Below are 13,115 nucleotides of genomic sequence, written 5' to 3'. Positions count from 1 at the left end.
CGCCGTCAACTCGTATGGACCGGCGGCTCTTGGAAGGAACACCCGAAGTGAAGCTTCAGCGCAAGAACGGGCTGCGTGCCACCGCGCTCGGTGCCCTCGCCGTCTCCGGCGCCCTGGTTCTCACGGCGTGTGGATCGGACGACAACTCCAAGCCGAGCGACGCGTCGTCGAAGCCCGCCGCCTCGGCGGCGGCTGTCTGTGAGGGTGCTACGGGCCAGCTTCTCGCGTCCGGTTCCAGCGCGCAGAAGAACGCCATGGACCTCTGGGTCAAGAACTACATGGCCACCTGTCCCGGTGTGGAGGTCAACTACAACAGCTCCTCCTCCGGTGAGGGCATCGTCGCCTTCAACCAGGGCACCGTCGGCTTCGCCGGCTCCGACTCGGCGCTCAAGCCCGAAGAGGTCGCCGACTCGAAGAAGATCTGTGAGGGCGGCCAGGGCATCAACCTGCCCATGGTCGGCGGTCCGATCGCGATCGGTTACCACCTGGAGGGTGTCGACAGCCTCGTCCTCGACGCGCCCACGCTCGCCAAGATCTTCGACAGCAAGATCAAGAGCTGGGACGACGCGGCCATCGCCAAGCTGAACCCCGACGCCAAGCTCCCGAAGAAGCCCATCCAGGCCTTCCACCGCTCCGAGGACTCCGGCACCACGCAGAACCTCGGCAAGTACCTGAACGCCACCGCCGCCGACGACTGGAAGTACGAGGCCGAGAAGAAGTGGCCCGCGCCCGGCGGCCAGTCGGCGTCCGGTTCCTCCGGTGTCGCCACCCAGGTGAAGCAGGTCGACGGCGCGATCGGTTACTTCGAGCTCTCCTACGCCACCTCGCAGCAGATCTCCACCGTCAAGATCGACACGGGTGCCAGCGCTCCCGTGGAGGCCTCCTCCGACAACGCCTCCAAGGCCATCGCCGCCGCCACGATCAAGGGCACCGGCAAGGACCTGGCCCTGGAGCTGGACTACGCCACCAAGGCCGAGGGTGCCTACCCGATCGTCCTCGTGACGTACGAGATCGCCTGTGACACGGGCAACAAGGCCGAGACGCTGCCCACGGTCAAGTCCTTCCTGACCTACACCGCCAGCGACGAGGGCCAGAAGGTCCTCTCCGAGGCCGGCTACGCGCCGATCCCCGCCGAGATCAACGCCAAGGTCCGCGAGACGGTCGCCTCCCTCTCGTAGTCCCCGGCACAGCAGGTGACGGCCGTCGGCCCGGCGCAACGCTCCGGGCCGGCGGTCGTCCACCCATCCGGTGCACCGCCGCCAGGGGAGCCATCCCTCCCCCACACAGACCGGAAAGATCATGGCTTCCACCACACCCACAGACACTCCACCGGCCCCGCCGCTCAGCCCCAGGTCGGGCACCTCCACAGGGCGCGCGGGCGACAAGATCTTCTCGGGCCTCTCCAAGGGCTCGGGCATTCTGCTGCTCGTCATCATGGCGTCGATCGCGGGGTTCCTGACCTACCGCGCCGCCAACGCCATCTCCTTGGACGAGGGCAACTTCCTCACCACCTTCGACTGGAACGCCTCCGCGGACCCGCCGGTCTTCGGAATCGCGGTCCTCCTCGTCGGTACGATCGTCAGCTCGATCATCGCGATGGTCATCGCCGTCCCGATCGCCGTCGGTATCGCGCTCTTCATCTCGCACTACGCGCCGCGCCGGCTGGCCGCGCCCATCGCGTACATCGTGGATCTGCTCGCCGCCGTGCCGAGCATCATCTACGGCCTCTGGGGCGCCATCGTCCTGGTGCCGTATCTCGGGGGCCTCAACCTCTGGCTCGACCAGTACTTCGCGTGGACGTACATCTTCGACCAGACCCAGCCCGGCGTCGCCCGCAACATGCTGACCGTCGGCATCCTGCTGGCGATCATGATCCTGCCGATCGTGACCAGCGTCAGCCGGGAGGTATTCCTCCAGGTCCCGCGGATGAACGAAGAGGCGGCCCTCGCCCTGGGCGCCACGCGCTGGGAGGTCATCCGGCTCTCCGTCCTGCCGTTCGGACGCTCCGGTGTCATCTCCGCCTCGATGCTGGGCCTCGGCCGCGCGCTCGGCGAGACGATGGCCGTCGCCACGGTCCTGTCGCCCAGCTATCTGATGTCGCTCCATCTGCTCGACCCGGGCGGCGGTACGTTCGCCCAGAACATCGCGGCGAAGTTCGGTGAGGCCAATGAGGTCGGGCGTGACGCCCTGATCGCCTCCGGCCTGGTCCTCTTCGTCCTGACTCTGCTGGTGAACGGCGCGGCCCGGCTGATCATCGCCCGCCGCAAGGAGTACTCGGGGGCCAACGCATGAGCCACGCAGCCATACAGGACACACCGACTCCGCTGCCGCCCTCGGCCGGCGGGCAGAGCCTCAGCAGCCGTGGCCTCCCCAACTGGGCACCGGCCGGATTCGCCGTCCTCGGCATCCTCGTCGGCGTGGGCATCGGAGCCGCCGCCGGCCTCGACAGCAAGGTCCAGTGGGGCCTGATCGCCGTCATCGCCTTCCTCATCATCTCGTACGTCACCACCACGGTGGTCGAGAACCAGCGCCAGGCCAAGGACCGTCTCGCCACCAGCATCGTCTGGGTGTGCTTCATCCTCGCCGTCATCCCGCTGTTCTCGCTGTTGTGGACCACCATCAGCCGTGGTGTGAAGGTCCTCGACGGGTACTTCCTCAGCCACTCCATGGCCGGTGTCCCCAGCGCCCAGCCGGGCGGCGGTGTCTACCACGCGCTGATCGGCACGCTGGAGCAGGTCGGCATCGCCACCGTGATCGCCACGCCGATCGGTCTGCTGACCGCCGTCTATCTGGTGGAGTACGGCAAGGGCGCGCTGGCCAGGGCCGTGACGTTCTTCGTGGATGTCATGACGGGCATCCCGTCCATCGTCGCCGGTCTGTTCATCCTGTCGCTCATGCTGATGGCCGACATCCCGCCGTCCGGTCTGATGGGCTCGCTCGCCCTCACGATCCTGATGATCCCGGTCGTGGTCCGCTCCACCGAGGAGATGCTCAAGCTCGTACCGAACGAGCTGCGCGAGGCCTCGCTGGCCCTCGGCGTACCGAAGTGGCGCACCATCCTCAAGGTCGTCCTGCCGACCGCGATCGGCGGAATCACCACCGGTGTGATGCTGGCCATCGCGCGTATCGCCGGTGAGACCGCGCCGATCATCCTGCTCGTCTTCGGCAGCCAGCTCATCAACCCGAACCCGTTCGACGGTGCTCAGACGTCGCTGCCCTTCTACATTTACGACCAGTACAGAGCCGGCGAGGTCGCCGCGATCGACCGTGCCTGGGCCGCGGCCCTGGTGCTGATCGCGTTCGTCATGATCCTCAACCTGGTGGCGCGCGGCATCGCCCGCTGGAAGGCCCCGAAGACCGGCCGCTGAGGCCCGATATCCGGCTCCGCCGCGCGGGGCCACGAAAGAAGCAGTGATTGACATGGCCAAGCGAATCGACGTCAGCGGACTCTCCGCCTACTACGGCTCCCACCGGGCGATCGACGACATCTCGATGACCGTCGAGCCCCGCTCCGTGACGGCCTTCATCGGCCCGTCCGGCTGCGGCAAGTCCACCTTCCTGCGCACGCTCAACCGGATGCACGAGGTCACTCCCGGCGGTCGCGTCGAGGGCAAGGTGCTCCTGGACGACGAGAACCTGTACGGCCCGAACGTCGACCCGGTCGCCGTGCGCCGCACGGTCGGCATGGTCTTCCAGCGGCCCAACCCGTTCCCGACGATGTCGATCTTCGACAATGTCGCGGCCGGGCTGCGGCTGAACGGCACGGTACGCAAGAGCGAGCTGCCCGAGGTCGTGGAGCGCTCCCTCAAGGGCGCCAACCTCTGGAACGAGGTCAAGGACCGGCTGAACAAGCCCGGCTCGGGTCTCTCCGGCGGTCAGCAGCAGCGTCTGTGCATCGCCCGCGCGATCGCGGTCGAGCCGGACGTGCTGCTGATGGACGAGCCGTGCTCGGCGCTCGACCCGATATCGACGCTGGCCATCGAGGATCTGATCGGCGAGCTGAAGGAGCGCTTCACGATCGTCATCGTGACGCACAACATGCAGCAGGCGGCGCGCGTGTCGGACCGTACGGCGTTCTTCAACCTGGCCGCCGTCGGCCAGCCCGGCAAGCTCATCGAGATCGACGAGACCGAGCGCATCTTCTCCAACCCGTCCGTGCAGGCCACCGAGGACTACATCTCGGGCCGCTTCGGATAGGTCGCAAGGACCGTCGTGCGGTGCTGCATGGCGGTGCCACCGCACGGCGAAGGGCCCGCCTCCTCTCCCAGGGGGGCGGGCCCACTTCTTTCGGCTCAGCCGAAGACCAGGTCCACAGCCCAGAAGCTCAGCGCGGCCACCAGTGCCGCGGCCGGCATGGTGATGAACCAGCCGAGAACGATGTTCTTCGCGACGCCCCAGCGCACCGCGTTCACCCGCTTCGTCGCGCCGGCGCCCATGATCGCCGAGGTGATGACATGTGTCGTCGAGATCGGCGCCTGAAACAGGAACGCCGAGCCGAACATGATCGACGCGCCGGTCGTCTCCGCCGCGAATCCCTGCGGCGGGTCCAGCTCGATGATCTTCCGGCCCAGCGTTCGCATGATGCGCCAGCCGCCCGCGTACGTACCCAGCGAGAGCATGACGGCGCATACGATCTTCACCCAGATCGGGATCGAGTCCCCCGAGTCCTCCACATCGGCGATGACCAGGGCCATCACCACTATGCCCATCGTCTTCTGCGCGTCCTGCAAACCGTGTCCGAGCGCCATGCCGGCCGCGGACACGGTCTGGGCTATCCGGAAGCCGCGCTTGGCCTTGTGCGGGTTGGAGCTACGGAATATCCACAGGATGCCGACCATCACCAGATAACCGACGACCAGACCGACGACCGGCGACACGAACATCGGCACGACGACCTTCTCCAGCACACCGGACCAGATCACATCGGTGCCGCCGGCCAGCGCCGCGCCGACGATGCCGCCGAAGAGCGCGTGGGAGGACGAGGAAGGAAGCCCGTAGTACCAGGTGACCAGATTCCAGACGATCGCACCGACCAGCGCGGCGAAGAGGATGCCCATCCCCCTCGATCCATGAGGTGTCGCGATCAGACCCTCGCTGACAGTCTTCGCGACTCCCTGGCCCAGGAACGCGCCCGCGAGATTCATCACCGCGGCCATCACCAGAGCGGCGCGCGGGGTCAGGGCCCGGGTGGACACCGAGGTCGCGATGGCGTTCGCGGAGTCGTGGAAACCGTTGGTGTAGGTGAAGCCGAGCGCGACACCAATGGTCACGATCAGTGCGAAGGTGTCCACGTGGTTCAGGACTCCTTGACCGCGATGGTCTCCACCGTGTTCGCGACGTGCTCGAACGCGTCGGCGGCCTCTTCCAGCACGTCGACGACCTGCTTGAGCTTGAGCACCTCCATCGCGTCGTACTTGCCGTTGAAGAGATGGGCCAGCAGTTTGCGGTGGATCTGGTCGGCCTGGTTCTCCAGCCGGTTGACCTCGATCCAGTACTCGGTGAGGTTGTTCATCGTCCGCAGATGCGGCATGGCCTCCGCGGTCAGCTCGGCGGCCCTGGCCAGTACCTCGATCTGCTGCTCCACGCCCTTGGGCAGCTCTTCGATGTTGTAGAGGACGACCAGGTCGACGGCCTCCTCCATGAAGTCCATGATGTCGTCGAGAGAGGACGCGAGATTGTAGATGTCCTCGCGGTCGAAGGGCGTGATGAAGGAGGAGTTGAGCTGATGGAAGATCGCGTGAGTCGCGTCGTCGCCCGCGTGCTCCGCCGCCCGCATCCGCTCCGCGATCTCGGCCCGGGCGGAGGAATCCGCCCCGAGGAGTTCCATCAGGAGTTTCGAGCCCGTGACGATGTTGTCCGCGGACGCGGCGAACATGTCATAGAAGCTCGTCTCCCTGGGGGTCAGACGAAAGCGCACCTGGGGTCCTCGGGTTACATGGAATTCGGTCAGGGTGATGCTAGGCGCATCATCCGGCCACTGCTAAGCGGCCGGTCCCAAGTGTCGCCCATCAGACAAGGTGATAAGCACAGGGCCCTGCCCCAAGGCACACAGACAGGTACCATATACCCACGAGGGGTATATCAACCCTTTTCGGACAAGCTGCGGCGGACCGCCGACAGCGGACCGAAAAACCGCTGAAACACAGCGGATACACAGCAGGAGGACGCGATGACGACCACCGAGGCGGCCGGCGCGGCGACGAGCGACGCGCCCTCCGCCATCACCGACCACGACCGCGGTGTGCACGGCTACCACAAGCAGAAGGACGAGCATCTCAAGCGGCTGCGCAGGATCGAAGGGCAGATCCGGGGCCTTCAGCGGCTGGTCGACGAGGACGTCTACTGCATCGACATACTGACCCAGGTCTCCGCCTCGACCAAGGCGCTCCAGTCCTTCGCGCTCCAGCTCCTGGAGGAGCATCTGCGCCACTGCGTGGCCGATGCCGCGGTCAAGGGCGGGGAAGAAATCGACGCGAAGGTGGAGGAAGCGACCAAGGCGATCGCCCGGCTGCTCCGCACCTGAGGCCAACTCACGCCATCCGACGCCCGTATCTGTGCCCGACATCACCTTCGCACCGGACGTCACCTTTGTGCCCGATGTCACAGCTGGCGCGAGGTGAACGGACGTAACGGCCGGGGCGCGGCGGGACCGCGCCCCGCTGCGGGCTTCACTCCCAGGGAGAATTCCCGAACAGCGCCCGCTCGCCGGACTCTCCGAGCAGCGCCCGCTCGGACTCCTCCAGGAGGGCCCGCTCGGCCGTTACGTTCAGCACCTCGTCGATACGGTCCGGGCTGAGCCGGTCCTCGTCCGCGGCGGACGCCGCGATCATCAACTCACCGCACAACTCGATCTCGGCGAGGGCCACGTGGTCCTGGACGGTCGGCGTACGCAACAGAGCCACGTGCTATCACCTCTTCCTGCCGGTGTCGACTTCCTAGCGTAGGGAGCGTGATACGGACCGCGCATGGCACGTCCGGACCATTTCCGCCTTGGTCCTCGATGGTTACGGCTGGATCCACTCTTGCCGATCTTGCCGATCCGCAGTCCGGCCGCCCGGCTCATGCTCCGCGGGGAATACGCGAGGAACGCGCGAGGAACGCACGAAGAGCCCGCACTCAGGCCTTGATCTCACCGGCGAAAATATCGTCGGACGGAGGCAGCGCCACCGAGACCGCGACTCCGAACGCATACAGCAGTGTGGTCGACGCGACATCGACCGTATGTCCCTGATTGACATAGCTGAACTGGTGCCTGACCTTGCGCAGCCGTCCGTCCTCGTCCAGATACGCGTCGAACGGCACCGCGTCCTCGCCGAATCCCTTGGCCGCGGCGGCCAGCGCGCCGCGCGCGTACGGCGCCGCCGATTTCGCGGCTCCACCGATATAGGTGGTGCCCCGGTAGTGCCAGACACGGGTGCCCGCCAGATCCTTCTCCCCGACAAAGGCCACATTCCGGGCAGCGCGCAGCAGTTCAGCCGCGGTCAGCGGATCGGTCGCGCCGCCCGTGACCAGATTTCCGTCCTCCAGCGTGGTCGAATCCACTCTGACCCATTTGTCGGCGGGCACGCCGGCGCCGCGGTTCTTCATATACAGGGCGGCGGGCGAGAGCAGTTCGGTGATGGGCCGGTGCCGGTTCACGCCCGCGGGATCCTTCGGCAGCACGACTCTGAGCCGTCCCATCCGCCGCGCGAAGTCGTATCCGCCCTCGCCCCGGATGGTCACGCGCGTCCCGCCGGCCGCCATCTCCATGGACGTACGGGCCTTCGAACTGCCCGCCGCCAGCAGCACGTCGGCCGCCCTGAGCACCGCTCCCGGATCCTGGGCCGGCCGGTCGTCGGCCATGGCACCGCCGCTTCCCGAGCAGCCGGCGGTCGTGGCGACGACGCCTGCCACGGCCACGACGGCGAACGCCACGTTCCTGCGTCTGTGCTGCTGCACCACCATCGCCTGCCAACCCCCAACGCCTGGCCGTCGCTTGTCCGAAGCCCACCCGTTCCGGATAACGACGCCCCGCGTTCCCCGTCACGCCAGGCCGTGTGCCGAGCCCCGTGCCGGGCGGCGCCGGGCCCTGCGCCGGGCCTTGTCATGCCGTACGCCGGGCCCCGCGCCAGGGCCCTGTCATGAGGCACGAGCACCTCGGTACCGTGGAGTTCGTGTGCGAGCAAGACACCTCCGGTCCCCCCACCGCCACTTCATCCCCCACCTCGCCCTCCGGCTCCTTATTCCAACCCATATCACCGCACATCACCTCGACCGTGGAACGCGGTTCGTTCTGTCTGGCCCGCTGCTCGTGCGGCTGGTCCGGCCCTGCCCGCAGATCCCGTGACCGCGCCCGTACGGACGCGGCGTCCCACACGCCACAGAGCTGAAACGGAACCTTACGATCCGGAATCTCCCATTCCGGAACCGTCGGCGCCTGAGGCACACTTCCCTCCTCAGGAGGTCGTCATATGGAACGGCGCACAGTGCTCGCCGCGGCGGCGGTCGCCCTCACGGCGGCTGCCGCGTCCGCGTGTTCCGGCGGCGGCCACGATCGGCCCGGCGGTACGGGCGGCACGGGCGCGGGCGGTGACAAGGGCGGACCGCCCGGCGGTACGGGCCAGGCCACCGGCGGTACGGGAAAGCCTCCGGCCGGCGCGCCGGACTGGGCCGCGCTGGCGGAAGGGCTCGACGGAGATCTCGTACGCCCGCAGGACACGGCGTACCCGACGGCCCGCCAGCTCTACAACACCCGGTTCGACTCCCTGAAGCCCGCGGCCGTCGCGTACGCCGCCGGCGAGGACGACATCAAGGAGTGCCTCGCCTTCGCCAGGGCCCATGGCACTCCCGTCTCGATCCGCAGCGGCGGCCACTCCTACGCGGGCTGGTCCAGCGGCAACGGCCGGCTCGTCATCGACATATCGAAGCTCGACTCGCTCGACCACGCGGTCACGGACGGGATCGTCGGTGCGGGCGCCCGGCTGGGCGACGTCTACCGCACTCTCGCCGAACAGGGCCTCACGATCCCCGCGGGCTCCTGTCCCACCGTCGGCGTCTCCGGCCTCACGCTCGGCGGCGGACACGGCGTGGCCGCCCGCGCATACGGTCTGACCTGCGACAGCCTCACCTCCGCCACGCTCATCACCGCCGACGGCCGACGGCTGACCGCCGATGCCGAACAGAACACGGACCTCTTCTGGGCGCTGCGCGGCGCGGGCAACGGCAACTTCGGCGTCGTCACCGAGCTGCGCTTCCGTACGCATCCCGCACCCGCGAGCATCTCCGCCTATCTGAGCTGGCCCTGGTCGAAGGCCGGGACACTGCTCGCCGCCTGGCAGCGCTGGGGCCCGGACCAGCCGGACGAGATCTGGTCCTCGCTCCATCTCTCCGCGGGTCCCGGCGGCGCCGCTCCCACCGTCTCCCTGTCCGCCTTCTCCCTCGGTGACGAGGACGATCTGAAGAACGCGCTCGACCGGCTCGCCGACGGCCCGGGCGGTCCCGGCCCGGCGAGCTCCATATCGCTGCGTCAGCGCGGTTACGGAGACGCGATGCTCGTATACGGAGGCTGCTCCGGGCTCGACGAGGAGCAGTGCCATCTGCCCGGCACGACGCCCGGCCGCAGTGCGCGAGGCGCGCTCCAGCGCGAGACGTACGCCGCGGCCTCCGACTTCTACGACCGCTCCCTCTCGCCCGCCGCGGTGCGCGCCCTCGTCTCGGCCGCCGAGGCCTTCACCCGACTGCCACCGGACGGGAGCGGGAACGGCGGCGGGAGCGGCAGCGGAGGCAGTGGCGGAAGTAGCGGCAGCGGCGGCTCTCTCGCGCTCACCGCGCTCGGCGGCGCGGTCAACCGTGTCGATCCGCTCGCCACGTCCTTCGTCCACCGGCGCTCGCGGATCCTGGCTCAGTACATCGCCGCCTGGCAGCCGGGCACCTCCGGTTCCGCACAGCGCGCATGGCTGAAAACCACCCATGCGTCGCTGCGCCGGTACGCGTCGGGCGCGGCGTACCAGAACTACACGGACCCGACGCTGACGGACTGGCGTACGGCCTACTTCGGTCCCGCCGCGGACCGGCTGACACGGCTGAAGAAGCAGTACGACCCGGACCGGCTCCTCGACTTCCCGCAGGCGCTCTGACCGACCGGGCGCGGGCTCTCTGACCGACCCGGCGCGCAGGTCGGTAGCGGCCGGCCGCTGTCGCCCGTACGGCCCACCGAGGTGGCCGTACGGTCCGCCGGGCGCTGCTCTGTAGATAGCAAGCAGACAGCAAGAGGGGGCACACCCGGCATCCCCGACTCCCAAGGGCGTACCCATGGACCGACAAGGACCCCGGATAGCCACGCTCACGACGGCCACCGTTCTGCTCGTCGCACTCGGCGGCGCCGCCGCCACGGCGGTGGACAAGCCGAAGGAGCCGAGCGAACTGACACTCATCAACACGGGCGTGGGCCAGGTACTGGCCGACGAGAACGGCAATCCGCTCTATCTGCGGCTGGCCGACAAACCGGACCGACCCGAGTGCGCCGGCGAGTGCGCCATCACCTGGCCCGCGGCGGTCGGCTTCCCGACAAAGGCGACGGGCGTCGTCGGTGAGACCGCGCAGACTCCGCTGAACGCGGCCAACAGCGACCAGCCGCACGTCATCTACAACACGCACCCGCTGTACTACTACAAGAACGACCGGCCGAACCAGCCGCAAGGGCAGAACGTGGACGGCTTCAGCCTGGTCTCCGCGGACGGCAAGGCGGTGACGGACCGGAGCAAGTCGGCGGCGACCGCGCCGCTGCCGGTTCCGTCGAAGGCGAAGCCCTCGGCCTCGAAGACGCCGAAGGTCCCGAAGCCGCCGAAGCCGCCCACACCCGCGACCTCGGCAGGCGACCGCGTGCCCGGACCTCGGAGCACTCCTGCTCCCACGCGGACCCCGCCGCGGATCACTCCTCGTCCGCCGACCGGGAGCGTCCCGCAGGCCCCTGCGGCGACCAGCACCCGGGCCCCGGCAGCCAAGCCGGTGCCGCCGGTCGCGCCTGTGCCGCCGGTCGCGCCTGTGGCGCCTGTGGCGCCCGTACAGCCGTCGGCTCGCGGAAGCGCGAGCACGGGTACGGGGACTGGTACAGGTACAGGTACGGGGACAGGGACTGGCACAGGTACGGGGACTGGCACGGGAACCAGTACGGCGGGGACGAGCACCGGCAAGGACACCGTCCCCGGGCCCTCCGTAGGAGCGCTCCAGATCACGCCGTCCGGCGCGGCCCGAGGCGGCGCGGATCATCTGATCGCCACCGACTCGGTACGCACGACCGGCGCGCCCGAACTCACTCTCGCCATCGGCGCCACCGCGGCGGCGGCCCTCGGCACGATCCTCGTGGTGCGCCGTCACACGCGCCGCGCCACGGGTGACCACCACTGACCGGAACGGCGGGGCCGTCGGGCCCGGACCGCAGAACGCGTAAGGCGCGTACGGCACGTACAGCGCGCACGGCGCACAGGCTGGACAGGGTGGACAGGCTGCTCATGGTCCTCTTCGTCCTCGCGGTCCTGTGCGCCGTGGCCGGTGTCCTGCTGCATCTGCTCCCGCAGCGGCAGGCACCCGCGACCGGCACCGCCGAGCCCCGCCTGGTCAAGGTCACGGACCCGCCCTCCGCTCCCGTACGGCTGCGTATCCCGGTGCTCGGCGTGACCGCGGACGTACTGCCGCTCGGCGTGGACGACAACGGCGCGCTGGACGCGCCGGGATTCCGCAACGCGATGAAGGTCGGCTGGTACGCCCTGGGCCCGCGCCCGGGAGAACAGGGCCCGGCCGTCCTCGTCGGCCACCGGGACGCACCGGCCAATCCGGGCAGCGTCCCGGTGCGGAACGGCCGCGACAACATCAAGAACGCCGTCTTCGCCAAGCTCGGCCGGCTGCTCCCGGGCGATCTGGTCGAGACGGAGCTGGGCGACGGGCGGCGGCTGCCGTTCCGGGTGACGAGGGTGGACACGTACCCGACGAAGAAGTTCCCGACGGACGTGGTCTACGGAGCGGTGCCGAACTCGCAGCTACGGCTGATCACCTGCGGCGGGGTCATCGACGCGCAGGGCCACTGGGATTCGAACGTGGTGGTCAGCGCGGTGGCCTCGGGCGGGGGCGCGTCGTAAGCCGTCCGGACCTGTGGTCACGCGGCGAGGTTGTTGTCGTCGGGGCGCGGCTCGGGGATACCGAGAGGCCGCGTCCCGCCCACGGCGCCGCAGCCCGCCGCGCGGTCGGCCTCGCGCGCGGCCCGTGACCGTACGGCCCAGCCGGCCCGCTGCGAACGGGAGACCGCGGACACCAGCGGCGTCAGCAGAGCGAGCGCGAGCGGGGTGAGCAGCAGGGCGACGGCCGTACCGAGCGCGAAGCCGCCGATCACATCGGTCGGGTAGTGGACGCCCATGTAGACCCGGCAGAAGCCTTCGAACAGCGCCAGCCCGATCGCGGCCAGACCGAGCCCGCGGTGCGCGATGAAGATGCCCACGCCGATGGCCATCGCCATGGTGGCGTGGTCACTGACGAAGGAGTAGTCCGTCTTGCCCGCCACCAGGACTTCCAGGCCCTTGTGGTCCAGGAACGGTCTCGGCCGTTCCACGAAGCCCCGGATGGGGATATTGACCAGCAGCGCGACCGCGGCGGCCAGCGGCGCCCAGAGGAGCCCGACGACGGCGGTGACGGAGTCCTCCGCCGATCCGCTCCTGCGCACGCTCCACCAGCTCCAGAGCAGGATGAGCACCAGCGCGGCCATGATCCCGTACTCGCCGACGAACTCCATGACGCGGTCGAACCACGGCGGTGCGCCCTTGGCCAGCCCATTGATGTCATAGAGCAGGCTGACATCGGGGTTCGACCCATCCAGTGCGAGTCCAGCCATCTGCTGCGGCCCCTTGCCTTGTCGCCCGGCGCGCCGCATCTCCGTGCGCGCTGCCTCTTACCAACCCCCGTGGTCGGTACGGAACATGCCGCGCGATCAAGGTGATCAATACCCGGCTGCTGTCCAGGGAACGGCCTGCTCACCGTCTACGTTCCGCTCTCCACCGAACGATCACCATGACGTTATCGAAGAGTGATACGTCGTCCCAGTTCAGAAGGGCCTCGGGAGGGAGAGTTCCGGCCATGCGGAGGTCCGC

General features: G+C 68.8%; 14 protein-coding genes. 9 read left to right on the top strand and 5 right to left on the bottom strand.

Going from position 1 to position 13,115, the window contains the following annotated elements; translation table 11 throughout:
• Positions 1-47: 47 nt before the first annotated feature.
• From pstS to pstB, 4 genes are all read left to right on the top strand, one after another.
• The gene (gene pstS, locus ACFV6H_RS36180) at positions 48-1,178 is read left to right on the top strand and encodes a phosphate ABC transporter substrate-binding protein PstS (RefSeq protein WP_093601914.1); all 1,131 of its coding nucleotides are present in this window, start codon (positions 48-50) and stop codon (positions 1,176-1,178) included.
• Between the two features lie 121 nt (positions 1,179-1,299).
• Positions 1,300-2,292 carry a phosphate ABC transporter permease subunit PstC gene (pstC, locus tag ACFV6H_RS36175; RefSeq protein WP_384792785.1) on the top strand — a complete coding sequence of 331 codons (993 nt, stop codon included), beginning with the start codon at positions 1,300-1,302 and terminating at the stop codon, positions 2,290-2,292.
• A complete protein-coding gene (pstA, locus tag ACFV6H_RS36170) occupies positions 2,289-3,368 on the top strand; it encodes a phosphate ABC transporter permease PstA (RefSeq protein WP_385550927.1) in 1,080 nt (359 codons plus the stop codon). Before pstC ends, pstA begins: the two co-directional genes overlap by 4 nt.
• Positions 3,369-3,420: 52 nt before the next feature.
• Entirely contained in the window at positions 3,421-4,197 is a 777-nt protein-coding gene (pstB, locus tag ACFV6H_RS36165; protein ID WP_093601908.1) for a phosphate ABC transporter ATP-binding protein PstB, read from the top strand.
• A gap of 95 nt (positions 4,198-4,292) precedes the next feature.
• Here pstB and ACFV6H_RS36160 read toward each other — a convergent pair whose 3' ends face one another.
• Together ACFV6H_RS36160 and ACFV6H_RS36155 are read right to left on the bottom strand one after the other, a co-directional pair.
• The gene (locus ACFV6H_RS36160) at positions 4,293-5,291 is read right to left on the bottom strand and encodes an anion permease (RefSeq protein ID WP_385550925.1); all 999 of its coding nucleotides are present in this window, start codon (positions 5,289-5,291) and stop codon (positions 4,293-4,295) included.
• A gap of 5 nt (positions 5,292-5,296) precedes the next feature.
• The gene (locus ACFV6H_RS36155) at positions 5,297-5,917 is read right to left on the bottom strand and encodes a DUF47 domain-containing protein (RefSeq protein WP_066946263.1); all 621 of its coding nucleotides are present in this window, start codon (positions 5,915-5,917) and stop codon (positions 5,297-5,299) included.
• A gap of 252 nt (positions 5,918-6,169) precedes the next feature.
• On the opposite strand from ACFV6H_RS36155, the gene ACFV6H_RS36150 reads away from it, so the two are divergent.
• Positions 6,170-6,523: a metal-sensitive transcriptional regulator gene (locus ACFV6H_RS36150; protein WP_093601902.1), complete on the top strand. Its 354-nt coding sequence runs from the start codon at positions 6,170-6,172 to the stop codon at positions 6,521-6,523.
• 145 nt (positions 6,524-6,668) lie between these two features.
• Here ACFV6H_RS36150 and ACFV6H_RS36145 read toward each other — a convergent pair whose 3' ends face one another.
• Together ACFV6H_RS36145 and ACFV6H_RS36140 are read right to left on the bottom strand one after the other, a co-directional pair.
• Entirely contained in the window at positions 6,669-6,902 is a 234-nt protein-coding gene (locus tag ACFV6H_RS36145; protein WP_385550923.1) for a hypothetical protein, read from the bottom strand.
• 214 nt (positions 6,903-7,116) lie between these two features.
• Positions 7,117-7,944: a hypothetical protein gene (locus ACFV6H_RS36140; protein ID WP_385550921.1), complete on the bottom strand. Its 828-nt coding sequence runs from the start codon at positions 7,942-7,944 to the stop codon at positions 7,117-7,119.
• 176 nt (positions 7,945-8,120) lie between these two features.
• Here ACFV6H_RS36140 and ACFV6H_RS36135 point away from each other — a divergent pair, with 176 nt between their 5' ends.
• The 4 genes from ACFV6H_RS36135 to ACFV6H_RS36120 all read left to right on the top strand — a co-directional run bounded on the left by ACFV6H_RS36135 (position 8,121) and on the right by ACFV6H_RS36120 (position 12,113).
• Entirely contained in the window at positions 8,121-8,369 is a 249-nt protein-coding gene (locus tag ACFV6H_RS36135) for a hypothetical protein (RefSeq protein WP_385550919.1), read from the top strand.
• A gap of 81 nt (positions 8,370-8,450) precedes the next feature.
• A complete protein-coding gene (locus ACFV6H_RS36130) occupies positions 8,451-10,115 on the top strand; it encodes an FAD-binding oxidoreductase (RefSeq protein ID WP_385550917.1) in 1,665 nt (554 codons plus the stop codon).
• A gap of 175 nt (positions 10,116-10,290) precedes the next feature.
• On the top strand, positions 10,291-11,385 hold the full coding sequence (locus ACFV6H_RS36125; RefSeq protein ID WP_385550915.1) for a hypothetical protein: 1,095 nt from the start codon (positions 10,291-10,293) through the stop codon (positions 11,383-11,385).
• 89 nt (positions 11,386-11,474) lie between these two features.
• Complete coding sequence (locus ACFV6H_RS36120) at positions 11,475-12,113, top strand: sortase domain-bontaining protein (RefSeq protein WP_385550913.1); 639 nt, start codon at positions 11,475-11,477, stop codon at positions 12,111-12,113.
• A 17-nt stretch (positions 12,114-12,130) separates the two neighbouring features.
• Here the strand turns inward: ACFV6H_RS36120 and ACFV6H_RS36115 are convergent, their stop codons facing one another.
• Positions 12,131-12,859, bottom strand: coding sequence for a phosphatase PAP2 family protein (locus ACFV6H_RS36115; protein ID WP_384792758.1), 729 nt, complete (start codon positions 12,857-12,859; stop codon positions 12,131-12,133).
• Positions 12,860-13,115: the final 256 nt, after the last annotated feature.

The sequence above is a fragment of the Streptomyces sp. NPDC059743 genome, from assembly GCF_042732975.1.
In the GTDB taxonomy this organism is placed as follows: Bacteria; Actinomycetota; Actinomycetes; order Streptomycetales; family Streptomycetaceae; genus Streptomyces.
This window is presented reverse-complemented; position numbering and strand designations above follow the sequence as displayed.